Origin of the sequence: Burkholderia sp. LFS061, from assembly GCF_047978125.1 — a bacterium.
Lineage (GTDB): Bacteria > Pseudomonadota > Gammaproteobacteria > Burkholderiales > Burkholderiaceae > Burkholderia > Burkholderia pyrrocinia_C.
Genome location: NZ_JBFPFS010000061.1, coordinates 13,734 through 36,609, shown reverse-complemented (window position 1 = coordinate 36,609; position 22,876 = coordinate 13,734). Strand labels below are relative to the sequence as shown.

The 22,876-nt window shown below is 66.9% G+C and carries 21 protein-coding genes; 6 read left to right on the top strand and 15 right to left on the bottom strand.

What is annotated here, in order from left to right:
- The 5 genes from ACNQQL_RS32720 to ACNQQL_RS32700 all read left to right on the top strand — a co-directional run.
- The coding region (locus ACNQQL_RS32720; RefSeq protein WP_347068463.1) for a type II secretion system F family protein at positions 1 to 1,072 on the top strand (1,072 nt) is incomplete at its 5' end.
- 45 nt (positions 1,073 to 1,117) lie between these two features.
- Positions 1,118 to 2,029 carry an A24 family peptidase gene (locus ACNQQL_RS32715; RefSeq protein ID WP_347068461.1) on the top strand — a complete coding sequence of 304 codons (912 nt, stop codon included), beginning with the start codon at positions 1,118 to 1,120 and terminating at the stop codon, positions 2,027 to 2,029.
- Position 2,030: 1 nt separating this feature from the next.
- Positions 2,031 to 2,639 (top strand): dephospho-CoA kinase, encoded by a 609-nt coding sequence (gene coaE, locus ACNQQL_RS32710; protein ID WP_175963129.1) that lies wholly within the window; start codon positions 2,031 to 2,033, stop codon positions 2,637 to 2,639.
- 109 nt (positions 2,640 to 2,748) lie between these two features.
- Positions 2,749 to 3,504 (top strand): cell division protein ZapD, encoded by a 756-nt coding sequence (gene zapD, locus ACNQQL_RS32705; protein ID WP_034182650.1) that lies wholly within the window; start codon positions 2,749 to 2,751, stop codon positions 3,502 to 3,504.
- Positions 3,505 to 3,532: 28 nt separating this feature from the next.
- The gene (locus tag ACNQQL_RS32700) at positions 3,533 to 3,733 is read left to right on the top strand and encodes a DNA gyrase inhibitor YacG (protein WP_072436383.1); all 201 of its coding nucleotides are present in this window, start codon (positions 3,533 to 3,535) and stop codon (positions 3,731 to 3,733) included.
- Between the two features lie 60 nt (positions 3,734 to 3,793).
- Here ACNQQL_RS32700 and ACNQQL_RS32695 read toward each other — a convergent pair whose 3' ends face one another.
- The 4 genes from ACNQQL_RS32695 to secA form a co-directional block, all read right to left on the bottom strand.
- Positions 3,794 to 4,237 (bottom strand): NUDIX domain-containing protein, encoded by a 444-nt coding sequence (locus ACNQQL_RS32695; protein ID WP_072436384.1) that lies wholly within the window; start codon positions 4,235 to 4,237, stop codon positions 3,794 to 3,796.
- Positions 4,234 to 5,103 carry an ATP-binding protein gene (locus ACNQQL_RS32690; protein WP_347068458.1) on the bottom strand — a complete coding sequence of 290 codons (870 nt, stop codon included), beginning with the start codon at positions 5,101 to 5,103 and terminating at the stop codon, positions 4,234 to 4,236. Before ACNQQL_RS32690 ends, ACNQQL_RS32695 begins: the two co-directional genes overlap by 4 nt.
- A 19-nt stretch (positions 5,104 to 5,122) precedes the next feature.
- Complete coding sequence (argJ, locus tag ACNQQL_RS32685; RefSeq protein WP_347068456.1) at positions 5,123 to 6,364, bottom strand: bifunctional glutamate N-acetyltransferase/amino-acid acetyltransferase ArgJ; 1,242 nt, start codon at positions 6,362 to 6,364, stop codon at positions 5,123 to 5,125.
- Positions 6,365 to 6,507: 143 nt separating this feature from the next.
- Positions 6,508 to 9,306, bottom strand: a complete 2,799-nt coding sequence (secA, locus tag ACNQQL_RS32680; RefSeq protein ID WP_072436388.1) for a preprotein translocase subunit SecA — start codon at positions 9,304 to 9,306, stop codon at positions 6,508 to 6,510.
- A 255-nt stretch (positions 9,307 to 9,561) separates the two neighbouring features.
- On the opposite strand from secA, the gene ACNQQL_RS32675 reads away from it, so the two are divergent.
- Positions 9,562 to 10,041 (top strand): DUF721 domain-containing protein, encoded by a 480-nt coding sequence (locus tag ACNQQL_RS32675; RefSeq protein ID WP_347068453.1) that lies wholly within the window; start codon positions 9,562 to 9,564, stop codon positions 10,039 to 10,041.
- Positions 10,042 to 10,117: 76 nt separating this feature from the next.
- On the opposite strand, the gene lpxC is transcribed toward ACNQQL_RS32675, so the two are convergent.
- The 11 genes from lpxC to mraY all read right to left on the bottom strand — a co-directional run bounded on the left by lpxC (position 10,118) and on the right by mraY (position 22,861).
- A complete protein-coding gene (gene lpxC / locus ACNQQL_RS32670; protein WP_105389884.1) occupies positions 10,118 to 11,035 on the bottom strand; it encodes a UDP-3-O-acyl-N-acetylglucosamine deacetylase in 918 nt (305 codons plus the stop codon).
- Between the two features lie 240 nt (positions 11,036 to 11,275).
- Complete coding sequence (locus ACNQQL_RS32665) at positions 11,276 to 11,782, bottom strand: peroxiredoxin (protein WP_072436389.1); 507 nt, start codon at positions 11,780 to 11,782, stop codon at positions 11,276 to 11,278.
- Positions 11,783 to 11,970: 188 nt separating this feature from the next.
- The gene (gene ftsZ, locus ACNQQL_RS32660) at positions 11,971 to 13,167 is read right to left on the bottom strand and encodes a cell division protein FtsZ (RefSeq protein ID WP_006477012.1); all 1,197 of its coding nucleotides are present in this window, start codon (positions 13,165 to 13,167) and stop codon (positions 11,971 to 11,973) included.
- 111 nt (positions 13,168 to 13,278) lie between these two features.
- Positions 13,279 to 14,511 carry a cell division protein FtsA gene (gene ftsA, locus ACNQQL_RS32655; RefSeq protein WP_034182640.1) on the bottom strand — a complete coding sequence of 411 codons (1,233 nt, stop codon included), beginning with the start codon at positions 14,509 to 14,511 and terminating at the stop codon, positions 13,279 to 13,281.
- Between the two features lie 26 nt (positions 14,512 to 14,537).
- The gene (locus ACNQQL_RS32650; RefSeq protein WP_034182639.1) at positions 14,538 to 15,290 is read right to left on the bottom strand and encodes a cell division protein FtsQ/DivIB; all 753 of its coding nucleotides are present in this window, start codon (positions 15,288 to 15,290) and stop codon (positions 14,538 to 14,540) included.
- Positions 15,291 to 15,309: 19 nt separating this feature from the next.
- Positions 15,310 to 16,251 (bottom strand): D-alanine--D-alanine ligase, encoded by a 942-nt coding sequence (locus ACNQQL_RS32645; RefSeq protein ID WP_152864761.1) that lies wholly within the window; start codon positions 16,249 to 16,251, stop codon positions 15,310 to 15,312.
- A 1-nt stretch (position 16,252) separates the two neighbouring features.
- Positions 16,253 to 17,650, bottom strand: a complete 1,398-nt coding sequence (gene murC / locus ACNQQL_RS32640) for a UDP-N-acetylmuramate--L-alanine ligase (protein WP_347068449.1) — start codon at positions 17,648 to 17,650, stop codon at positions 16,253 to 16,255.
- Positions 17,647 to 18,750 (bottom strand): undecaprenyldiphospho-muramoylpentapeptide beta-N-acetylglucosaminyltransferase, encoded by a 1,104-nt coding sequence (gene murG, locus ACNQQL_RS32635; RefSeq protein ID WP_347068447.1) that lies wholly within the window; start codon positions 18,748 to 18,750, stop codon positions 17,647 to 17,649. The genes murC and murG overlap by 4 nt, the downstream gene beginning before the upstream one ends.
- Before the next feature lie 121 nt (positions 18,751 to 18,871).
- Positions 18,872 to 20,155 carry a putative lipid II flippase FtsW gene (gene ftsW / locus ACNQQL_RS32630; protein WP_347068445.1) on the bottom strand — a complete coding sequence of 428 codons (1,284 nt, stop codon included), beginning with the start codon at positions 20,153 to 20,155 and terminating at the stop codon, positions 18,872 to 18,874.
- Positions 20,152 to 21,663 (bottom strand): UDP-N-acetylmuramoyl-L-alanine--D-glutamate ligase, encoded by a 1,512-nt coding sequence (murD, locus tag ACNQQL_RS32625; protein WP_347068443.1) that lies wholly within the window; start codon positions 21,661 to 21,663, stop codon positions 20,152 to 20,154. Before murD ends, ftsW begins: the two co-directional genes overlap by 4 nt.
- A gap of 28 nt (positions 21,664 to 21,691) precedes the next feature.
- Positions 21,692 to 22,861 (bottom strand): phospho-N-acetylmuramoyl-pentapeptide-transferase, encoded by a 1,170-nt coding sequence (mraY, locus tag ACNQQL_RS32620; RefSeq protein ID WP_347068441.1) that lies wholly within the window; start codon positions 22,859 to 22,861, stop codon positions 21,692 to 21,694.
- Positions 22,862 to 22,876: the final 15 nt, after the last annotated feature.

Sequence of the window (22,876 nt, the reverse complement as noted above, 5' to 3'; positions counted from 1 at the left end):
GGTGTCGCTCGACGTCCGCGGGCCGGCCCGGCCGCCGACGGCCGGCGCACGCGACATAACGCGTTTCTCGCGCCAGCTCGCGAGCCTGCTGCAGGCCGGGCTGCCGCTCGCGCCGTCGCTCGAGATGCTCGCGCGCACGCGCACGCGCGACGGCGTGCCGCGCATCGCCGCGGGTCTCGCCCGCGAGATCGTCGGCGGGCAGCGCTTCGCCGATGCGCTCGCCCGCTATCCAGCGCAGTTCGGCACGCTGTATCGCCAGCTGATCGAGGTCGGCGAAGCGTCCGGCTCGCTCGGCATCGTGCTGACACGGGTCGCGGAACACCGCGAGCGCGCCGACGCGCAGTGGCGCAAGCTGCGTGCCGCGCTCGCGTATCCGGCAGCCGTCATCCTGTTCGCGCTCGCGATCTCGGCTGCGTTGATGGTGTGGGTCGTGCCGACGTTCCGGCAGATCTTCGACGGATTCGGCACCGCACTGCCGGCACCGACCCGCGCACTGCTTGCGCTGTCCTCCGCGCTGTCGGCGTGGGGCGGTGTGCTCGTGGCCGGTGCCGCGGCAACGGGGCTTGCCGCTCATCACGCGCTTCGGCGCTCGGCGCCGCTGCGCCATGCGCTCGCGCGACGCCTGCTGCACGCCCCGCTCGCAGGCAGCGCGCTCACGCGGTTCGCAGCCGCACGCTGGTGCCGCTCGCTTGCGACGCTGCTCGGCGCCGGCGTGCCGCTCGCCGATGCCTTCGCCACGCTCGAGCGCACTGCCGGCCATCCGGTGTTCGAGCGGGCCACCACGCACATCGCGGCACGCGTGCTGCGCGGCGCGCGTCTCGCCGACGCGATGCAGTCGGCTGGCTGCTTTCCGGACGACGTCGTGCAGCCGATCGCCGTCGCCGAGGAGACCGGCACGCTCGACACGATGCTCGCCGACCTCGCCGCGCTGTGCGAACGCCAGCTCGACGCGCGTCTCGATACGCTCGCGGCTCTCGGCGAACCGCTGATCGTCATCGTACTAGGCGCACTCGTCGGCGGCCTCGTGATCGCGATGTATCTGCCCATCCTTCAGCTCGGCAACGTGGTGTAGCATCGCAACCGATTCTGTCGCCTTTTAGTCCGAACCTTGAGCCTCATGACGCCCGCGCCCCTGTCCGCCGTTCCCGATTCGCCCGAGAGCACGCTGCTCGCGCTGGCGATGCTGCCGCCCGCGCTGCAGTATGCGTTCGCGGTCGTCATCGGCCTTTGCGTCGGCAGCTTCCTGAACGTGGTCGTGCACCGGCTGCCCGTGATGATGCAGCGCGCATGGCAGGCCGAGATCGCCGAAGCGACCGGCAACGCCAGCACCGTCCCCGACGACGGTTATCCGCCGCGCTACGATCTGTGGCGCCCGCGCAGCGCATGCCCGCATTGCGGCCACGTGCTGCGCGCATGGGAAAACATCCCGCTCGTCAGCTACCTGATATTGCGCGGACGCTGCCGCCGCTGCGGCCACGCGATCGGCATCCGTTATCCGCTCGTCGAACTCGCGTGCGCGCTGCTCGCCGCCGGCTCGCTCGCCGCGTTCGGCCCGACCGTCGCCGCGCTTGCCGCCTTCGCGCTGTGCGCCGCGCTGCTGGCGATGAGCGCGATCGATATCCGCACCGGCTACCTGCCCGATTCGATGACGCTGCCGCTCCTGTGGGCCGGGCTCGTGCTGAACCTCGGCGGCACGTTCACGTCGCTGCGCTCGGCCGTGATCGGCGCAATGGCCGGCTACCTGTTCCTGTGGTCGATCTACTGGCTGTTCAAGTGGTTGCGCGGCATCGAGGGCATCGGCTTCGGCGACCTGAAGCTGCTCGCTGCGCTCGGCGCATGGATGGGGTGGGCCGCGCTCCCGCAGGTCGTGCTGTTCGCCGCGGTGACGGGCGCGATCGTCGGGCTCGTCGCGACCTGGCGCGGCCGCATGCGCTTCGAGGAGCCGATTCCGTTCGGCCCGTTCCTCGCGGCGGGCGGCGTCGCGACGCTGTTTTTCGGCACCCCTTTCTACGCGGCGCTCGGAGGCTGACATGTTCGCAGTAGGACTCACCGGCGGCATCGGCAGCGGCAAGACGACCGTCGCGGACCTGTTCGGCGCCCGCGGCGCATCGCTCGTCGATACCGATCTGATCGCCCACCGCATCACCGCGCCGGGCGGCCTCGCGATGCCTGCGATCGAACAGGCGTTCGGCCGCGGCTTCGTTGCCGCGGACGGTTCGCTCGATCGCGCGAAGATGCGCGCACTGATTTTCAGCGACGACGACGCGCGCCGGCGTCTCGAAGCGATCACGCATCCGCTGATCCGCGCGGAAACCGATCGCGACGCGCGCGAAGCGCAGGGCCCGTACGTGATGTTCGTCGTGCCGCTGCTCGTCGAGTCGGGCAACTGGAAGGCGCGCAGCGATCGCGTGCTCGTCGTCGACTGCCCGGTCGAGACACAGATCGCGCGCGTGATGCAGCGCAACGGGTTCACGCGCGAGCAGGTCGAGGCAATCATCGCGAGACAGGCGACGCGCGAAGCCCGTCTCGCGGCGGCCGACGACGTGATCGTCAACGACGCGACGACGCCCGATGCGCTCGCCGCGCAGGTCGATGCGCTGCACCAACGCTACCTCGGGTTCGCGGCCGCAGCGCACTGACCCTCGCGCGCGATCGTGATGGCGTACGAAATTGGTGCGTTGCTAGGGTAGAGAGTGAGCATTAGAATGTGCTGCATTGTTTCAATTCCTACCCTAGAGGCGAGCGCGCTTGATTCTTTACGAGTATCCGTTCAACGAGCGAATTCGCACGCTGCTGCGCCTCGAAGACCTGTTCGAGCGCTTCGCGTTCTTTTTGGCTCAGGAGGACCCGCGTGAACACCACGTCGCGCTGACGACGCTGTTCGAAATCGCCGAGGTAACCGGCCGCGCGGACCTGAAATCGGATCTGATGAAGGAGCTCGAACGTCAGCGCCAGACGCTCGCCCCCTTTCGCGGCAATCCGGGCATCGAGCAGAACGCGCTCGAAGCCGTACTCGGCGAAATCGAGCAGACGCTCGCGAATCTCGCGCAGATGCAGGGCAAAACCGGGCAGCACCTCATCGACAACGAGTGGCTCGCCAGCATCCGCAGCCGCGCGGTGATTCCCGGCGGCACCTGCAAGTTCGACCTGCCGTCGTACTACGCGTGGCAGCAATGGCCCGCCGAGCAGCGACGCCAGGACATCGCGAAGTGGATCATGCCGATGCTGCCGCTGCGCGACGCCGCGTCGATCGTGCTGCGCCTCGCGCGCGAATCGGGCCAGGCGTCGAAGGTCATGGCAATGCAGGGCAGCTACCAGCAGATGCTGTCCGGCCGCACGTACCAGTTGATGCAGGTGCGCGTGCCGCCGGAGTTGCGCGTCATTCCCGAAGCGAGCGCGAACAAATACATGCTGTGGGTACGGTTCACCATGCAGGACGGCGATGTGCGGCCGCGCGCGGTGGACATCGACGTGCCGTTCCATCTGACACTGTGCAATCTGTAACGGCCGCGTGCCGGATCGACGCTTTCGTATGACTACCGTTGTGAAATGCCCGTCCTGCGGCGCCCAAGTGCGCTGGGCCCCTGAAAATCAGTTCCGCCCGTTCTGTTCGGCTCGCTGCAAGCAGCTCGACCTCGGCGCCTGGGCTGCGGAAAAGTACCGGATCGGCGGTACGTCCGACGAAGGCCCTTCGTCGGAAGAAGACGGCACGGACGACCGCCGCGACAGTTGAGCGGCGCGCGGCACCGCCCGCCGGCGATATGGCCCGCCTTTCAGGCAGGCCGCCGCGGCATCAGTGCGACGCCGCTTCCTTTTCGAGCAGTTCGAGCACCGGCAGCGCCGCCGGCAGCAGCGGCGCGACGTCGACCGGCAGTTGCTGCCATACGAACGCCTGCCCTTCCTTGCTGTGCGGCTCGCCGGTCCAGCCCGTCACCTTGCAGAAATAAAGCCGCACGTACGCATGCGGATAATCGTGTTCGAGCGTGTGCCAGCGGTGGCTGGCCGTGACGACGATGCCGAGTTCCTCGTGCAGTTCGCGCGCCAGCGCGTCCTCGACGCTTTCGCCGGCCTCCAGCTTGCCGCCCGGAAACTCCCAGTAGCCTTCATACGGCTTGCCTTGCAGCCGCTGCGCGAGCAGGTACCGGCCATCCGGCTGCACCATCACCCCGACCGCGACTTCCGTCACCTTGCGGCCATCCGGCGCGCGCACGGCGCCCTGTGCGAGATCCGTGCTCATGCCTGCTCCTTGCGACCCGACCAGTCACGCGCGAATTGCCACGCAACGCGGCCCGACCGCGAACCGCGTTCGAGCGCCCACACGAGCGCGTCGCCGCGCGCGGACTCGATCTCCGCATCCGCGCAGCCGAAATGACGCAGCCAGTGCGCGACGATGCCGAGGTAGTCGTCCTGCTTGAACGGATAGAAGCTGACCCACAGGCCGAAGCGCTCCGACAGCGAGATCTTCTCCTCGACGACTTCGCCGGGATGAATCTCGCCATCCGGGAGATGCTTGTACGACTCGTTGTCGCTCATGTACTCGGGCAGCAGATGGCGGCGGTTCGACGTCGCGTAGATCAGCACGTTGTCCGACTGCGCGGCGATCGAGCCGTCGAGAGCGACTTTCAGCGCCTTGTAGCCCGATTCGCCTTCCTCGAACGACAGGTCGTCGCAAAACACGATGAACCGCTCGGGACGCTGCGAGATCAGCTCGACGATGTCGCCGAGATCGTGCAGGTCGTCCTTGTCGACTTCGATCAGGCGCAGCCCGTCCTTCGCATACGCGTTCAGGCACGCCTTGATCAGCGACGACTTGCCGGTGCCCCGCGCGCCCGTCAGCAGCACGTTGTTGGCCGGCTTCTGCTGCACGAACTGCCGCGTATTCTGCTCGATCAGCACTTTCTGGCGATCGATGTTGTGCAGGTCGCCGAGCGTGATCGACGATACGGCCGGCACCGGCTGCAGGTAGCCGCGCCCCTGGCGCTTGCGCCAGCGGAACGCGTGCGCGGCGTTCCAGTCGATGGCCGCCGGCGCGGGCGGCAGCATCCCCTCGAGCCGGCCGAGCAGCGCTTCCGCGCGCGTCAGAAACTGTTCAAGCTTGTCCATGTCGTTCGAACGCTCCCGATCAGGAACGGTAATCCGCGTTGATGCTCACGTAATCGTGCGACAGGTCGCACGTCCACACGGTGGCCTGCGCATCGCCGCGGCCGAGCAGCACGCGAATCGTGATTTCGCTCTGCTTCATCACGCGCTGGCCGTCCTCTTCCTGGTAGGCCGGATTGCGGCCGCCCGCCTTCGCGACAAGCACGTCGTCGAGATAGAGGTCGATCTTGCCGACATCGAGATCCGCGACGCCCGCATAGCCGATCGCCGCGAGAATCCGGCCGAGGTTGGGGTCGGATGCGTAGAAGGCCGTCTTCACGAGCGGCGAATGGCCGATCGCGTACGCGATCTGGCGGCATTCGGCGACGCTCTTGCCGCCCTCGACCTGCACCGTCATGAATTTCGTCGCGCCTTCGCCGTCGCGCACGATCAGTTGCGACAGCACCTGCGCGACTTCCGTCACCGCATCGCGCAGCGCCGCATAGGCCGGCGAATCGGTCGACGTGATTGCAGGCAGCGTGCTCTTGCCCGACGCGATCAGGATGAACGAGTCGTTCGTCGACGTGTCGCCGTCGATCGTGATGCAATTGAACGAGCGGTCGGCAACTTCCTTCACGAGCGTGTCGAGCACCGGCTGCGCGACATTCGCGTCGAACGCGAGGAAGCCGAGCATCGTCGCCATGTTCGGCTTGATCATGCCGGCGCCCTTGCTGATGCCCGTCAGCGTGACCGTGTGGCCGTCGATCGCGACCTGGCGCGACGCGGCCTTCGGCAGCGTGTCGGTCGTCATGATCGCCTGCGCGGCGTCAAACCAGTTCGCGGCCTTGCGGTTCGCGAGCGCGGACGGCAGGCCGGCCTTCAGGCGGTCGATCGGCAGCGGCTCGAGGATCACGCCGGTCGAGAACGGCAGCACCTGCGCCGACTCGATGCCCGCGAGGCGCGCGAGTTCCGTGCAGGTCTCGCGTGCGTTCACGAGGCCCGGCTCGCCGGTACCGGCGTTCGCATTGCCCGTATTCACCACGAGCGCGCGAATGCCCGCGCCGCCCGTGCGCACCTTCGCCAGGTGCTCGCGGCAGACGGTGACCGGCGCGGCGCAGAAACGGTTTTCGGTGAACACGCCCGCGACCGTCGCCCCTTCGTCGACGGAGATGACCAGCACGTCCTTGCGATTCGGCTTGCGGATGTTCGCTTCCGCCCAGCCGAGCGTGACGCCGGCGACGGGATGCAGTTGGGCGGGATCGATCGACGGAAAATTGACAGCCATGGGGCACACCTGCCGGATGGAAAATGCCGGCACATGCCGGCATCGATTGGAAGAACCGGCGGCCGCACGCGCGGGCCGCCGCAACTCACATCAGCACTCGAAGCTGCGAACGAAGCGGCACGCGCGACGCGCGCCGCCGTCGATCATGACAGCTTCCCGTGACAGTGCTTGTACTTCTTGCCGCTGCCGCACGGGCACGGATCGTTGCGGCCGACCTTCGGCAGCTCGCCGCCGGGACCGCTGTGGGCCATTGCGCTGCCGACCATGTCGGCCGTCGCAGCAGCAGCCGCAACGGCCGCCCCGCCGGCCACCGGCGCCGCGGCTTCGGCAAACTCGGCGTGCTGGTACTCGACGTTCTCGAGATGGCCGCTGCGCTCCTCGATCTGCTCGGCCGCTTCCTCGAGCTGCTCCGGCGACTGGATCTGCACGTTCATCACGATCCGCGTGACTTCCTGCTTGATCGCGTCGAGCATCGCGGCGAACAGCTCGAACGCTTCGCGCTTGTATTCCTGCTTCGGGTTCTTCTGCGCATAGCCGCGCAGGTGGATGCCCTGGCGCAGGTGATCGAGCGCCGCGAGGTGTTCGCGCCACAGGCGGTCGACCGTCTGCAGCATCACCGAACGCTCGAACGCGCTGAACGATTCGCGGCCGACCATCGCGACCTTTGCGTCGTACTGCTCGTCTGCGGCCGTCATCACGGCATCGAGAATCTCCTCGGCCGTGATCGACGTCGACTCGTTCACCATTTCCTGGATCGCGAGGTCGAGCTGCCAGTCGTTGCGCAGCGCTTCCTCGAGCTCGGGCACGTCCCACTGCTCCTCGATGCTGCCTTCCGGCACGAACTGGCGGACGACTTCGGCAATCACGCCGTGGCGCATCGCGGTGATCGTCTCGGTAATGTCGTGTGCTTCGAGCAGTTCGTTGCGCTGCTGGTAGATGACCTTGCGCTGGTCGTTCGACACGTCGTCGTATTCGAGCAGCTGCTTGCGGATGTCGAAGTTGCGCGCTTCGACCTTGCGCTGCGCGGATTCGATCGAACGCGTGACGATGCCGGCCTCGATCGCCTCGCCTTCCGGCATCTTCAGGCGATCCATGATCGAGCGCACGCGATCGCCCGCGAAGATGCGCAGCAGCGGATCGTCGAGCGACAGGTAGAAGCGCGACGAGCCCGGATCGCCCTGGCGGCCCGCACGGCCGCGCAGCTGGTTGTCGATCCGGCGCGATTCGTGGCGCTCGGTGCCGATGATGTGCAGGCCGCCCGCGGCCTTCACCTGCTCGTGCAGCGTTTCCCACTCGTCGTGCAGTTGCTGGATGCGGCGCGCCTTTTCGTCGGCCGGGATCGCTTCGTCGGCCTCGATGAACGCGGCCTGCTTCTCGGCGTTGCCGCCGAGCACGATGTCGGTGCCGCGGCCGGCCATGTTGGTCGCGATGGTGACGCGCTTCGGACGCCCGGCTTCCGCGACGATCGCGGCTTCACGCTCGTGCTGCTTCGCGTTCAGCACTTCGTGCGGCAGCCCGGCCTGCTTCAGCAGGTGCGACAGCAGCTCGGAGTTCTCGATCGACGTCGTGCCGACCAGCACCGGCTGGCCGCGCTCGTAGCAGTCGCGGATATCGCGGATCACCGCGTCGTAGCGCTCCTTGGCCGTCTTGTAGATCTGGTCCTGCTTGTCGATCCGCTTCGGCGGACGGTTGGTCGGGATCACGACCGTCTCGAGACCGTAGATCTCGTTGAATTCGTACGCTTCGGTGTCCGCGGTACCCGTCATGCCCGCGAGCTTCGCGTACATCCGGAAGTAGTTCTGGAACGTGATCGATGCGAGCGTCTGGTTCTCGCTCTGGATCTTCACGTGTTCCTTCGCCTCGACGGCCTGGTGCAGGCCGTCGGACCAGCGGCGGCCGGCCATCAGGCGGCCCGTGAATTCGTCGACGATGACCACCTCGCCGTTCTGCACGACGTAGTGCTGGTCCTTGTGGAACAGCGTGTGGGCGCGCAGCGCCGCGTACACGTGGTGCATCAGCGTGATGTTCTGCGGCGCGTACAGGCTCTCGCCATCGCCGATCAGGCCCCATTCGGCGAGCAGCCGCTCGGCCTTCTCGTGGCCCGATTCCGTCAGGAACACCTGGCGCGACTTCTCGTCGAGCGTGTAGTCGCCCGGCTTCTCGACGCCTGTGCCGTCGGCCTTCTCCTCGCCGATCTGGCGCTCGAGCAGCGGCGGCAGCGCGTTCATCCGCACGTACAGTTCGGTGTGGTCCTCGGCCTGGCCCGAGATGATCAGCGGCGTGCGCGCCTCGTCGATCAGGATCGAGTCCACTTCGTCGACGACCGCGAAGTTCAGTGCCCGCTGCACGCGCGCGTCGGTCTCGTAGACCATGTTGTCGCGCAGGTAGTCGAAGCCGAACTCGTTGTTCGTGCCGTACGTGATGTCCGCCGCGTAGGCCTGCTGCTTCTGGTCGTGCTCCATGCCGGACAGGTTGATGCCGACCGACAGACCGAGGAAGTTGTAGAGGCGCGCCATCCATTCGGCGTCGCGCTGCGCGAGGTAGTCGTTGACGGTCACGACGTGCACGCCGCGGCCGGCCAGCGCATTCAGGTACACGGGCAGCGTCGCGACGAGCGTCTTGCCTTCGCCGGTGCGCATTTCGGCGATCTTGCCGTAGTGGAGCACCATGCCGCCGATCAACTGCACGTCGAAGTGCCGCATCTTCAGCACGCGACGGCTCGCCTCGCGGCAGACCGCGAACGCTTCGGGCAGCAGCTTGTCGAGCGACTCGCCGGCCGCGACCCGCTGGCGGAATTCATCCGTCTTGCCGCGCAACTGGTCGTCCGTCAGCTTCTCGATCTGCGTTTCGAGCGCATTGATCGTCGTGACGGTCTTTTGGTATTGCTTGACGAGCCGCTGGTTGCGGCTGCCAAAAATTTTCTGGAGAAAACCGGTTGTCATCGGATCGGATCCTGCGTCGCAGCACCGGCGTCCGGCGCGTGTTGCGCGCCCCGACGCCCGAGCCTCGGCGGCTTAGCGAATTAGTGGACTCAAACGTCGAATTTTAGCACGCGGGGACGCGCGCGCCCGCGTCTCGGCCGGACGGGCATTGCACGCCGAGGCCGCGCCGACGGGGCGAAAGCCGCCCGTGCACGAGCCGGCGCGGGTACAATCGGCGTCAACGTCCGCGCGCGTGCGCGCCCGAAGAATGCCTCGATGAACCGATTTTCCAAGCGTTTCGGCCCGCTCGCCGCGCATCGCCCGCAACCCGTGTCCGAAGTGCTCGGCCGCACCGACGCGTTCACTGCGCTGCGCGCCGGCGTCGAGCAAATCGCATCGCTGCAGCGCGATCTGTCCGCGCTCCTGCCCGACTATCTTGCGAATCATGTCGAACCGGGCTTCGTCAAGGACGGCACCCTGACCCTCTTTGCCGCGCACAACGCGCTGGCCGCGCGGCTGCGGCAGGTCGAGCCGCGGCTGCTCAGTGATCTCCAGAAGCGCGGCTGGCCCGTCGCGACGCTGCGCGTGCGCGTGCGTCCGAAGGACGCTCCGGAGCCGCCGCACGTGAAGCAGGCGCGGATGACCTCGGTCGGAGCCGCCGCATTGCGCGACCTCGCCGACCACCTCGAACCGTCGCCGCTGCAGGCCGCGCTCGCGAGGATGGCGGCCCGGCACGGCGCGAAATCGCCGCGCTGAGCGCGCCGCCGGCGGCGGCCGGCCAATAAAAAAACGGCCCGCAGGCCGTTTTTTTATTGGCGATACCGAACGCCGGTCAGGCGAACGCAGTCTGCGCGTCGAACGCGAAGCCGCTCGGCGCGGCCTGCGGATCGTCGAACGTGACGATCTCGTATGCATCTTCGTGCGCGAGCAGCTCGCGCAGCAGCGCGTTGTTCAGCCCATGCCCCGACTTGTACGCGGTGTACGACGCCAGCAGCGGATGGCCGACCACGTACAGGTCGCCGATCGCGTCGAGCATCTTGTGCTTCACGAACTCGTCGTCGTAGCGCAGCCCGTCGTTGTTCAGGATCCGGTACTCGTCGAGCACGATCGCGTTGTCCATGCTGCCGCCGCGCGCCAGGCCGAGCTCGCGCATCATTTCGACTTCATGGGCGAACCCGAACGTGCGCGCGCGCGCGATCTCGCGCACGTACGACGTGTTCGCGAAATCGACCTCGAGCTCCTGGCCCGTCTTGTCGACGGCCGGATGACGGAAGTCGATCGTGAATTTCAGCTTGAAGCCGAAAAACGGATCGAGACGCGCGAACTTGTCGCCGTCGCGGATTTCAACCGGCTTCGTCACCTTGATGAACCGTTTCGGCGCGTTCTGCTCCTCGATGCCGGCGGACTGGATCAGGAACACGAAGGACGCGGCGCTGCCGTCCATGATCGGGATTTCCTCGGCCGTCACGTCGACATACAGGTTGTCGATGCCGAGCCCCGCGCACGCCGACATCAGGTGCTCGACGGTCGACACGCGCGCGCCATCCTTCTGCAGCACCGACGCGAGCCGCGTGTCGCCGATCGACATGGCCGATGCGGGAATATCGACGGGCGTGGGCAGATCGACGCGCGAGAAGACGATGCCCGTGCCAGGCGCCGCCGGACGGAGCGTCAGTTCGACCTTGCGGCCCGAGTGGAGACCGATACCCACGGTCTTCACGATCGATTTGATGGTGCGCTGCTTCAGCATGGTGTTCTTCGTCTTGATTGAAGATATCAATCAGGAGTTATATTCGATAGATGAGATTATAGCGTAATTCCCTATTCAACGCTGTTTGAAACTGCGTATCAATCTGTTTCGGCAGTTTACCCGCGCAGATACGGGACGGGCCGATGCCCGGAACGGAGGCGTTTCCGGTCATCAGCCCGTGTTACAACTGTCCTGAGGCCGGTGAGCAGCGTTGCCGGCAGGCAACGGCGCACCGCACGATCAGGACGTCAACGTCGCGAGAACACTCGCCGCATCGCTCACTTCGAATTTGCCCGGCGCCTCGACGGCCAGCGTCTTGACCACACCGCCGTCAATCACCATCGCGTAGCGCAGGGAACGAATTCCCATGCCACGCGCGGACAAATCCTGCGTCAGCCCCAGCGCATGAGTGAAAGCCGCGCTGCCGTCCGCCATCATGCGCACCTTGCCCGCGGTGTGCAGATCACGTCCCCATGCGCCCATCACGAATGCGTCGTTGACGGACACGCACCAGATCTCGTCGATCCCCGCCGAGCGCAGTTGCCCGGCGTGTTCGACGTAGCCCGGCACATGCTGCGCCGAGCAGGTCGGCGTGAAAGCGCCCGGCAATCCGAAGATCACCACCCGCTTTCCCGCGACCTGGTCGCGCACGCTGAAGGCATTCGGCCCCAGCGTGCACCCTTCGCGCGCGTCGTCGATGAACTCGAACAACTGCGCGTCGGGCAGCGCGTCGCCCACTTGAATCATGGCTGGTCCCTCATAGCGATACGGTTTTTCAGCGTGTTGCGGACAGCACGGCCCATCCCGCCCCGCCGAAGCGAAGAGGGCACGTTTCCCGGCCCGGCGTCGCATCCGACGCGGCCTGTCGTGGTCCGCAGCATCCGTCACGCCGGCGATACCGCGGCGATTCCGCCGCGGCTTCGCCTGTGTTTGCGTCAGTCAGCCTGCTTGCGCAGGAAAGCCGGGATGTCGTAGGTGTCGACACCCTTCTCCTGCAGCGCCTGCACGTGCGATGCCGCGGTTTCGCGCGAGTTGCGCCACACCGCCGGCGTATCGAGCGCGCCGTAGTCGGCCGTGCTGACATGATGCGGCTGCGCATAGCCATGCGACACCGCGCTGACCGGCTGGTTGTCCGTACCCGTGCGCAGCAGCGTCATCGGAGCCGACTGCTGCTTCTTCGCCGCACGGCCCAGCCCCGTCGCCACGACCGTCACGCGCAACGCATCGCCCATCGCGTCGTCGTACACCGCACCGAAGATCACCGTGGCATCTTCCGCCGCGTAGCTCTTGATCGTGTTCATCACTTCGCGCGTTTCCGACAGGCGCAGCGAACGGCTCGACGTGATGTTGACCAGCACGCCACGCGCGCCCGACAGATCGACGCCTTCGAGCAGCGGGCTCGCCACGGCCTGTTCCGCCGCGAGGCGTGCGCGATCGACGCCGGCGACCGTCGCCGTGCCCATCATCGCCTTGCCCTGCTCGCCCATCACCGTCTTCACGTCTTCGAAGTCGACGTTCACGAGGCCATCGACGTTGATGATTTCGGCGATGCCTGCGACCGCGTTGTTCAACACGTCGTCCGCGCACTGGAAGCACTTGTCCATCTCGGCGTCGTCGCCCATCACGTCGAACAGCTTGTCGTTCAGCACGACGATCAGCGAGTCGACGTGATCCTCCAGTTGCTGCGAGCCTGCTTCAGCGACGCGCATCCGCTTGCCGCCTTCGAACTCGAACGGCTTGCTGACGACACCGACCGTCAGGATGCCCATCTCTTTCGCGATCTGCGCGACTACCGGTGCCGCGCCCGTGCCCGTACCGCCGCCCATGCCGGCCGTAATGAACACCATGTGCGCGCCGCGCAGTGCGTCGGCGATGCGCTCGCGCGCTTCTTCCGCTGCCGCACGGCCCATTTCCGGCTTCGCACCGGCGCCGAGGCCCGTGTTGCCAAGCTGGATCACCGACGATGCACGCGAACGCGACAGCGCCTGGGCGTCCGTGTTCATCACGATGAAGTCGACGCCCTGCACGCCGCGGTTGATCATGTGCTGGACGGCATTGCCGCCAGCGCCGCCAACGCCGACCACCTTGATGATGGTGCCGTTGGTCTCGGTTTCCAGCATTTCGAATTCCATGTTGCCTCCGTCAAGAGAATGACTGCTAATCGGCCGTTATTCGGCAGGAGATCGGGCAACCCCCTGTCGCGCGCCAGCCGCCGGCACCAGCGCGAATTTCGATTCGGTTCGTCAAAAGTTGCTCAGGAACCATTCCTTCATCCGCGAGAACACCTGCCCCGCGTTGCCGGACTGCACGGCGACCTTGCGGCCGCGCATGCGCTGGGCACTGCCTTCGACGAGCAGCCCCATCGCCGTCGAGTAGCGCGGATTGCGCACGACGTCGGAGAGGCCGCCTGCATACTCCGGCGCGCCGATGCGCACCGGTTTCAGGAAAATGTCTTCGCCGAGCTCGACCATGCCCGGCATCATCGCGGCACCGCCGGTAATGACCACGCCGGAGCTCAGCAGTTCTTCGTAACCCGACTCGCGCACGACCTGCTGCACGAGCGAGAACAGTTCCTCGACGCGCGGCTCGATCACGGCCGCGAGCGCCTGGCGCGACAGCGTGCGCGGGCCGCGCTCGCCGAGGCCCGGCACTTCGACCATCTCGTCCGGATCGGCGAGCGCCTGTTTCGCGATCCCGTAGCCGACCTTGATGTCTTCCGCGTCCGGCGTCGGCGTGCGCAGCGCCATCGCGATATCGCTCGTGATCTGGTCGCCGGCGATCGGAATCACCGCGGTGTGGCGGATCGCGCCTTCGGCGAAGATCGCGATGTCCGTCGTGCCGCCGCCGACGTCGACCAGCACCACGCCGAGATCCTTCTCGTCTTCCGTCAGCACGGCCAGCGACGACGCGAGCGGCTGCAGGATCAGGTCGTTCACTTCCAGCCCGCAGCGGCGCACGCACTTGACGATGTTCTGCGCAGCGCTCACCGCGCCCGTCACGATGTGCACCTTCACCTCCAGGCGGATGCCGCTCATCCCGATCGGCTCGCGCACATCTTCCTGGCCGTCGATGATGAATTCCTGCGTGAGGATGTGCAGCACCTGCTGGTCGGTCGGGATGTTGATCGCCTTCGCGGTCTCGATCACGCGCGCGACGTCGGTCTGCGTGACTTCCTTGTCCTTGATCGCAACCATGCCGCTCGAGTTGAAGCTGCGGATGTGGCTGCCCGCGATCCCCGTGAACACGTTGGTGATCTTGCAGTCGGCCATCAGCTCGGCTTCCTCGAGCGCGCGCTGGATCGACTGCACGGTGGCCTCGATGTTGACCACCACACCTTTCTTCAGACCCTTCGACTCGCTCTGGCCGAGGCCGATCACCTCGTAGTGACCCTCGCCTTTCAGCTCGGCGACGATGGCCACCACCTTCGACGTGCCGATGTCGAGGGAAACCAGCAGATCCTTGTAGTCTTTGCTCATAAAGTGCTCTTGCGTGTGATCTCTCGTTACTTCTTGCGCTTGTCGGTATCGGTCAGGAACCGCATGCCTGCCGCGCGAATCGCGAATCCGTTCGGATAGCGCAGATCCGCGTACTCGATGTCGTTGCCCCAACGCTCCGTGACGGCCGGCCAGGCCGCGACAAGGCGCTGGCTCCGGTCATGCAGCGTGTCGCTGTTGCGTTCCTTGCCCAGCTCGACCTGCATGCCGTTCGACAGCTTCACCGTCCACGCGTACCGCGCCGACAGCGTCACTTCTTCCGGCGCCGCCTTCAGCGGCGCAAACCATTTCCCGAAATCCCGATACCGCGTGACGACTTCCTTCGCACTGCCCTCCGGGCCGTCGAACGCCGGCAGTTCCTTGTCCAGTTCGCCCTGGTTCGCGGTGAACAGCTCGCCGTCGACGCTCACCAGCTGGTCGCTGCCCCAGGTCCCGAGCGGTTTGTACTCCTCGAGCGTGACAGCCAGCGCATTCGGCCACACCCGGCGCACGCTCGCGTGGCGCACCCACGGCATCTGCTCGAACGCGGCACGCGCCGTGTCGAGATCGACCGTGAAGAAATTGCCCTTCAGCCGGCCGACCACGCCCGCGCGCACCGTCGGCGAGTTGATGTGCTCGGTGTCGCCGTCGATCCGGATTTCCCGCAGCGCGAACGTCGGGCGCTGGATCAGCCAGTAGCAGCCGGCCGCCGCCAACACGAGCAGCAGCAGCGCGTACAGCGCGCTGGCGGCAAGGTTGAGTTGGCGAACGTTGTTCCACATACGTCGTTTCGTTCCTGCGTCAGTCGTTGAGCGTGAGCGACAGCACCTTCACGACCAGTTCCGAATAGCCGATGCCGACCGCGCGCGCGGCCTTCGGCGGCAGCGAGTGGTCGGTCATCCCGGGGGCCGTGTTCACTTCCAGGAAATACGCATTGCCGGCCGCGTCGAGCATGAAATCCGCGCGGCCCCAGTCGGTGCAGCCGAGCACGTCGAACGCGCGGCGCGCGATGCGCTTCAGCTCCGCTTCCTGTTCGGCCGGCAGGCCGCACGGGATCAGGTACTGCGTATCGTCGGCAACGTACTTCGCGTGGTAGTCGTAGAACTCGCCCGCCGGCACGATCTTGATCAGCGGCAGGTCGAGATCGCCGGCAATGCACGCGGTGTATTCGCCGCCGCCCTCGATGCTCTTCTCGACGATCACGATCTTGTCGTGCGTCGCGGCTTCCTCCAGCGCGGCCGGCAGCGCGTCGGCCGTCTTCACCTTCAGCACCGCGACGCTCGAGCCTTCGCTCGCCGGCTTCACGAACAGCGGCAGGCCGAGCTTCGCGACGATGTCGGTCGCGCGCGCCGCGAGATCGTCGCCGCGCATCACCGTCTCGAACGGCGGCGTCGGCACGCCCGTCTGCTGCCACACGAGCTTCGTGCGGAACTTGTCGAGACCAAGCGCCGACCCGAGCACGCCGCTGCCCGTGTAGCGGATCCCGTAGAAATCGAGCGCGCCCTGGATCTGGCCGTTCTCGCCGTAGCCGCCGTGCAGCGCGTTGAACGCGCGCACAAAGCCTTCGTCCTTCAGCGCCGACAGCGGCCGCTCGGCCGGGTCGAACGGATGCGCATCGACGCCCGCGTCACGCAGGCCCTGCAGCACGAGGCGGCCCGAGGTGAGCGACACCTCGCGCTCGGCGGATTCGCCGCCGAACAACACCGCCACCTTGCCGAAACGTTTCGGATCGATCCCGCTCATGTCATGCCTTCTGTTGTGTGTTCTGCACGAGCTTCGCCGGCACGCCGCCGATCGAACCCGCGCCCATCGTGATCACCACGTCGCCGTTGCGCGCGACCTTCGCCAATGCGTCCGGCACGTCGTCGACCGTCGCGACGAACACCGGGTCAACCTTCCCCACCGCGCGCAGCTCGCGCGACAGCGCGTCGCCGTTGGCCGTCGCGATCATGGCTTCGCCGGCCGCGTAGACTTCCGTCAGCACCAATGCATCGACCGTCGACAGCACGTTGACGAAATCGTCGAAGCAGTCGCGCGTACGCGTGTAGCGGTGCGGCTGAAACGCCAGCACGAGGCGGCGGCCCGGGAACGCGCCGCGCGCGGCCGCGATCGTCGCCGCCATCTCGACCGGGTGATGGCCGTAGTCGTCGATCAGCGTGTACTGGCCGCCGTCCGCGGTCGGCACCTCGCCGTAACGCTGAAAGCGCCGGCCAACACCGTTGAATTCCGCCAGCGCCTGCTGGATCGCGTCATCCGCCACGCCGAGGTCGGTCGCGATCGCGATCGCCGCGAGCGCGTTCTGCACGTTGTGCAGGCCCGGCATGTTCAGCACGACCGCAAGCGGTGCGCGCCCTTCGCGGATCACCGTGAAATACATCCGGCCGTCGCGCGCATCGATGTCTTCCGCGCGCACCTGCGCGTCCGGCGACAGGCCGTAGCGCACGACCGGCTTCGAGATGAACGGGATGATCTGCCGCACGTTCGGATCGTCGACGCACACGACCGCGCTGCCGTAGAACGGCAGGCGCTGCGTGAATTCGATGAACGCCTGCTTGAGCCGCGCGAAATCGTGGCCGTAGGTGTCCATGTGGTCGGCGTCGATGTTCGTGATGACTTCGATCACCGGATACAGGTTCAGGAACGACGCGTCCGATTCGTCGGCCTCGGCGACGATGAAATCGCCCGTGCCGAGCCGCGCGTTCGCCCCGGCGCTGATCAGCCGCCCGCCGATCACGAAGGTCGGATCGAGGCCGCCTGCCGCGAGCACGCTCGCGACGAGGCTCGTCGTCGTGGTCTTGCCGTGCGTGCCGGCGATCGCGATCCCCTGCTTCAGGCGCATCAGCTCCGCGAGCATCACCGCGCGCTGCACGATCGGCACGCGCTGGTGGCGCGCGGCCAGCACTTCCGGGTTGTCCGAGCGCACGGCCGTCGACACGACGACCGCGTTCGCGCCCTCGATGTTCGCCGCGTCGTGGCCGATCGCGATCCGTGCGCCGAGCGCCTGGAGACGATCGGTCACCGCATTGCGCGACAGGTCCGAGCCGCTGACCTCGTAGCCGAGGTTGACGAGCACTTCGGCGATGCCGCTCATGCCCGCGCCGCCGATCCCGACGAAATGAATGTGTTTGACGATATGTTTCATTGCAATATTTCCAGGTTCGCGCCGGCCACCTTCGCGCAAACGCGCGCGACTTCATCGGTGGCCTCGGGCTTCGCCAATGAGCGCGAACGCTCCGCCATGTCCGCGAGCGACGCCCGCGTCTGGCCGCGCAGCCAGTCGGCGAGCAAATCCGCCGACAGGTCGCGTTGTTGCACCAGCACCGCCCCGCCCGCATCCGCGAGGAACGCGGCGTTGGTCGTCTGGTGATCGTCGACCGCGTAAGGGAACGGCACGAACAGCGCCGCCACGCCCACCGCCGCGATCTCCGACACCGTCATCGCGCCCGAGCGGCAGATCACGAGATCCGCCGCCGCGTACGCAGCTGCCATGTCGTCGATGAACGGCACGAGCCGCACGTCTTCGCCGGCCGCGAAACCGGCCGCTTCGTAATTCGCCTTCAGCGCGTCGATATGCTTCGCGCCGGCCTGGTGCACGATGCGCAGGTGTTCGCCCGGCGCCAGCATCGCCAGCGCGCGCGGCACGACTTCGTTCAGCGCGGCCGCGCCGAGGCTGCCGCCGACGACCAGCACGTTCAGCGGGCCGCTGCGCGATGCATAGCGTGCTTTGGGCGCTTCCGTGCGTGCAAGTTCCGCGCGAATCGGGTTGCCGGTCCATTCCGCGTGCGGCAGCGCACCGGGGAACGCGACGAGCACGCGTTTCGCGAATTTCGCGAGCACCTTGTTCGTCAGGCCCGCGATCGAATTCTGTTCGTGCAGCACGAGCGGACGGCCCGACAGCGCTGTCATCACGCCCGCCGGGAACGTGATGTAGCCGCCCATCCCGAGCACGACGTCCGGCCGCACGCGGCGCAGCGCGCCAAGGCTCTGCCAGCATGCGCGCAGCAGGTTGAACGGCAGCGTCAGCTTGGTCTTCAGGCCCTTGCCGCGCAGCCCGCCGAACCGCACGTATTCCATCGGAATGCCGTGCTTCGGCACGAGCGTCGCCTCCATCCCGGCCGGATTGCCGAGCCATACGACGCGCCAGCCCGCCGCTTCCATCCGGTGCGCGACCGCGAGCCCCGGGAACACGTGGCCCCCGGTGCCGCCTGCCATCACCATCAGCGTGCGTCGCGACGCGGTCATACCTTCCCTCCCCGCATCAGCAAGGATGAACAAACGTTTTGGCTACGGCCGCTTCGCTTGACTTCGCACGCTTCGCGCACGAAGCCAGCCTTCGCCGAAATCGCGTACTGACGCGAGGAGGTCATACCTTCCCTCCCCGCATCAGTACGCGATTTTCGTAGTCGACCCGCAGCAGCACCGCGAGCGCGACGCAGTTCAGCAGAATGCCGGACCCGCCGTAGCTCACCAGCGGCAGCGTCAGGCCCTTGGTCGGCAGCAGCCCGAGGTTCACGCCCATGTTGATGAACGTCTGCGCACCGAACCAGATGCCGACGCCCTTCGCCGTCAGCCCCGCGAACGTGCGGTCGAGCGCAAGCGCCTGGCGGCCGATCTCGAACGCGCGGCGCACGATCCAGTAGAACAGCAGGATCACGACCATCACGCCGACGAAACCGAGCTCCTCGCCGATCACCGCGAGGATGAAGTCGGTATGCGCTTCGGGCAGGTAGTTCAGCTTCTCGACGCTGCCGCCGAGGCCGACGCCGAACCACTCGCCGCGGCCGAACGCGATCAGCGAGTGCGTGAGCTGGTAGGCCTTGCCCTGCGCGTAGCGCTCGTCCCACGGATCGAGATACGCGAAGATCCGCTCGCGACGCCACGGCGACAGCCACACGAGCATCGTGAAGGTGCCGACCGCCGTCGCGACGAGGCCGCCGAACAGCTTGCCGTTCACGCCGCCGAGGAACAGCACGCCCATCGCGATCGCCGCGATTACCATGAACGCGCCCATGTCCGGCTCGAGCAGCAGCAGTGCACCGACGAGGCCGACCGCGCACGCCATCGGCAGGAAGCCCTTCGCGAAGCTCTGCATGTACTCCTGCTTGCGCACCGTGTAGTTCGCCGCATAGATCGTCACAGCGAGCTTCATGACTTCCGACGGCTGCATGTTCGTGATGCCGAGCGGAATCCAGCGGCGCGCGCCGTTCACGCCCTTGCCGACGTGCGGGATCAGCACGATCACGAGGCTGACGAGCGCGATCAGGAAGAGATGCGGCGCGTACTTGTCCCACGTCGACACCGGCACGCGGAACGCGATCACCGCCGCGACGAACGCGACGACGAGCGACACGCAGTGGCGCATCAGGAACGCGTAATCGTGATACGACGCGTATTTCGGCGAATCGGGCATCGCGATCGACGCCGAGTACACCATCACGACGCCGAGCCCGAGCAGCGCGATCGCCACCCACAGCAGCGAGTAGTCGAAGTCGAGCATCCGCGACCGGCTCGGACGCACGCCGTTGACGACGCTCGCGAGGCCGCCCGTCGCGGCACGCGTGGCCGACGCGACGCGACCGCCCGCGGCGTTGCCGCCGGCATCGCGCCGGTCGTTGAAACGGGAGACGAGGCGATCGGACCAGCTCATGGCGTCGCTCCTTTGTCGATGGCGATTTCGTCGACCGCCGAACGGAACACATCCGCGCGATGGGCGTAGTTCCTGAACATGTCGAGGCTCGCGCACGCGGGCGACAGCAGCACCGCATCGCCCGGCTCCGCCAGGTCGGCCGCTGCATGCACCGCACCTTCGAGCGTTGCGTGATCGGCGAGCGGCACGCCCGTTTCGGCGAGCGTGTCGCGGATCGCCGGCGCATCGCGTCCGATCAGCATCACCGCGCGGCACCAGCGCGCGACCGGCGCGACCAGCGGCGCGAAATCCTGCCCCTTGCCGTCGCCGCCGGCGATCAGCACGATCTTCTGCGCGAGCCCGTCGAGCGCGGCGACCGTCGCGCCGACGTTCGTGCCCTTGCTGTCGTCGACGTAGTCCACGTCGTCGATCGTCGCGATCACTTCGACGCGATGCGCTTCGCCGCGGTATTCGCGCAACGCGTGCAGCAGCGGCGCAGCCGGCAGGTCGATCGCACGCGCGAGCGCGAACGCGGCCAGCGCGTTCGCCGCGTTGTGCAGCCCGCGAATCCGCAGCGCGTCGGCCGGCATCAAGCGCTTCTGCGCGATGTCGGGCGTATGCGCGGCGTCGCGCTTGCGCCGGCGGGTCGGCGCCGCTTCCTCCGGCGCGTCGCGATCGACGGCTTCCACCAGCCATGCGATGCCGTTGTCGCGCGACAGCCCGTAGTCGCCGTCCTGGGTCGGCTCGTTCAGGCCGAACGTGACCGTGCGCGGCGCGTCGGCCACGCCCGCTACCGGCGCGAACTTCATCACGGCCGCATCGTCGCGGTTCAGCACGCGCGTCGTCGTCGCGCCGAAGATCCGGCCCTTTGCGTGTGCGTACGCGTCGAAGCTGCCATGCCAGTCGAGGTGGTCCTGCGTGATGTTGAGGATCGCGGCCGCATCGGGTGCGAACGTGCGCGCGGTCTCGAGCTGGAAGCTCGACAGTTCGAGCACCCACACGTCGGGCAGCGCCGTTTCGTCGATCGCGCCCGCGAGCCGGTCGAGCATCGCCGGGCTGATGTTGCCTGCGACGGCAACCTTCTTGCCCGCGCGCTGGCACAGCAGGCCCGTGAGGCTCGTCGTCGTGGTCTTGCCGTTGGTGCCGGTGATCGCGAGCACCTTCGGCTGGTAGCCGCTCGTGCCGAGCGCGCGCAGCGCCTGCGCGAAGAATTCCAGCTCGCCCCACACCGCGATCCCGCGCTCGTTCGCGGCCCCGACCAGCGCTGCAAGCGCCGGCTCGAGCGGCGACAGGCCGGGGCTCAGCCCGACGATCTCGACGCCGCCGTCGAGCAACGCGGGCGCGAACGGCCCGCCGACGAACTCGGCATCGATGCCTTCGGCCTGCAGCGCGGCAAGGTTGGGCGGCGCCTCGCGGGTATCGGCAATCCGCAGCCGGCACCCGTGCCTCGCGCACCATCGCGCGATCGCGAGACCCGATTCCCCGAGCCCCAGTACGAGCACCATCGGCCGTTGCCGATCTCCAAACATCTCGCCAGACATCCTTGTTACCTTTCCTTTACCGCAGCTTGAGGGTGGTCAGACCGAACAGACACAGCATCAGCGTGATGATCCAGAAACGCACCACCACCTGCGTTTCCTTCCAGCCGGACAATTCGAAATGGTGATGCAGCGGCGCCATCTTCAGCAGGCGCCGCCCTTCGCCGTAACGCTTCTTCGTGTACTTGAACCACGAAACCTGCAACATCACCGACAGCGTTTCCGCGACGAAGATGCCGCCCATGATGAACAGCACGATTTCCTGGCGCACGATCACCGCGACCGTGCCGAGCGCGCCGCCGAGCGCCAGCGCGCCCACGTCTCCCATGAACACCTGCGCGGGGTGCGTGTTGTACCAGAGGAACGCGAGCCCTGCCCCGCCCATCGCGGAACAGAAGATCAGCAGCTCGCCCGCGCCCGGAATGTGCGGGAACAGCAGGTATTTTGAATACACCGCGCTGCCCATCACGTACGCGAACACACCGAGCGACCCGCCGACCAGCACGACCGGCATGATCACGAGGCCGTCGAGGCCGTCGGTCAGGTTCACCGCGTTGCTCGCGCCGACGATCACGAAGTAGGTCAGCACGATGAAGCCCCAAACGCCGAGCGGATAGCTGATCGACTTCAGGAACGGCAGCATCAGGTCGGCGCGTGCCGGCAGCCCCATCGACAACCCGCTGCGCACCCACGCCATGAACAGGTCGAACACGCGCACGTTGTTCGCCTCGGACACGCTGAAGGCGAGGTAGACGGCCGCGAACAGACCGATCACCGACTGCCAGAAATACTTTTCGCGCGACGACATCCCGCGCGGATCCTTGTGGACGACCTTGCGGTAATCGTCGACCCAGCCGATCACGCCGAAACCGAACGTGACGAGCATCACGATCCAGATGAAACGGTTCGTCAGGTCGCCCCACAGCAGCGTCGCGACCGCGATGCCGATCAGGATCAGCACGCCGCCCATCGTCGGCGTGCCGGACTTGACGAGGTGCGTCTGCGGACCGTCCTTGCGCACGGCCTGCCCGACCTTCATTTGCGTCAGCTTGCGGATCACCCACGGTCCGCACACGAGCCCGATCCCCAGCGCGGTGATGGTGGCCATCACCGCCCGGAACGTGAGGTACGTGAACAAGCGCAAAAAGCTTGCGTCTCCTTGCAGCCATTGCGCCAGCGCCAGCAGCATGCTTCCTTCCTTCTA

What these genes read in the sequence shown, in the direction of transcription:
- ACNQQL_RS32715 (WP_347068461.1), top strand. Translation starts at nt 1,118, where the DNA reads ATGACGCCCGCGCCCCTGTCCGCCGTTCCCGATTCGCCCGAGAGCACG.
- coaE (WP_175963129.1), top strand. Translation starts at nt 2,031, where the DNA reads ATGTTCGCAGTAGGACTCACCGGCGGCATCGGCAGCGGCAAGACGACC.
- ACNQQL_RS32700 (WP_072436383.1), top strand. Translation starts at nt 3,533, where the DNA reads ATGACTACCGTTGTGAAATGCCCGTCCTGCGGCGCCCAAGTGCGCTGG.
- ACNQQL_RS32695 (WP_072436384.1), bottom strand. Translation starts at nt 4,237, where the DNA reads ATGAGCACGGATCTCGCACAGGGCGCCGTGCGCGCGCCGGATGGCCGC.
- ACNQQL_RS32690 (WP_347068458.1), bottom strand. Translation starts at nt 5,103, where the DNA reads ATGGACAAGCTTGAACAGTTTCTGACGCGCGCGGAAGCGCTGCTCGGC.
- argJ (WP_347068456.1), bottom strand. Translation starts at nt 6,364, where the DNA reads ATGGCTGTCAATTTTCCGTCGATCGATCCCGCCCAACTGCATCCCGTC.
- secA (WP_072436388.1), bottom strand. Translation starts at nt 9,306, where the DNA reads ATGACAACCGGTTTTCTCCAGAAAATTTTTGGCAGCCGCAACCAGCGG.
- ACNQQL_RS32675 (WP_347068453.1), top strand. Translation starts at nt 9,562, where the DNA reads ATGAACCGATTTTCCAAGCGTTTCGGCCCGCTCGCCGCGCATCGCCCG.
- lpxC (WP_105389884.1), bottom strand. Translation starts at nt 11,035, where the DNA reads ATGCTGAAGCAGCGCACCATCAAATCGATCGTGAAGACCGTGGGTATC.
- ACNQQL_RS32665 (WP_072436389.1), bottom strand. Translation starts at nt 11,782, where the DNA reads ATGATTCAAGTGGGCGACGCGCTGCCCGACGCGCAGTTGTTCGAGTTC.
- ftsZ (WP_006477012.1), bottom strand. Translation starts at nt 13,167, where the DNA reads ATGGAATTCGAAATGCTGGAAACCGAGACCAACGGCACCATCATCAAG.
- ftsA (WP_034182640.1), bottom strand. Translation starts at nt 14,511, where the DNA reads ATGAGCAAAGACTACAAGGATCTGCTGGTTTCCCTCGACATCGGCACG.
- ACNQQL_RS32650 (WP_034182639.1), bottom strand. Translation starts at nt 15,290, where the DNA reads ATGTGGAACAACGTTCGCCAACTCAACCTTGCCGCCAGCGCGCTGTAC.
- ACNQQL_RS32645 (WP_152864761.1), bottom strand. Translation starts at nt 16,251, where the DNA reads ATGAGCGGGATCGATCCGAAACGTTTCGGCAAGGTGGCGGTGTTGTTC.
- murC (WP_347068449.1), bottom strand. Translation starts at nt 17,650, where the DNA reads ATGAAACATATCGTCAAACACATTCATTTCGTCGGGATCGGCGGCGCG.
- murG (WP_347068447.1), bottom strand. Translation starts at nt 18,750, where the DNA reads ATGACCGCGTCGCGACGCACGCTGATGGTGATGGCAGGCGGCACCGGG.
- ftsW (WP_347068445.1), bottom strand. Translation starts at nt 20,155, where the DNA reads ATGAGCTGGTCCGATCGCCTCGTCTCCCGTTTCAACGACCGGCGCGAT.
- murD (WP_347068443.1), bottom strand. Translation starts at nt 21,663, where the DNA reads ATGTTTGGAGATCGGCAACGGCCGATGGTGCTCGTACTGGGGCTCGGG.
- mraY (WP_347068441.1), bottom strand. Translation starts at nt 22,861, where the DNA reads ATGCTGCTGGCGCTGGCGCAATGGCTGCAAGGAGACGCAAGCTTTTTG.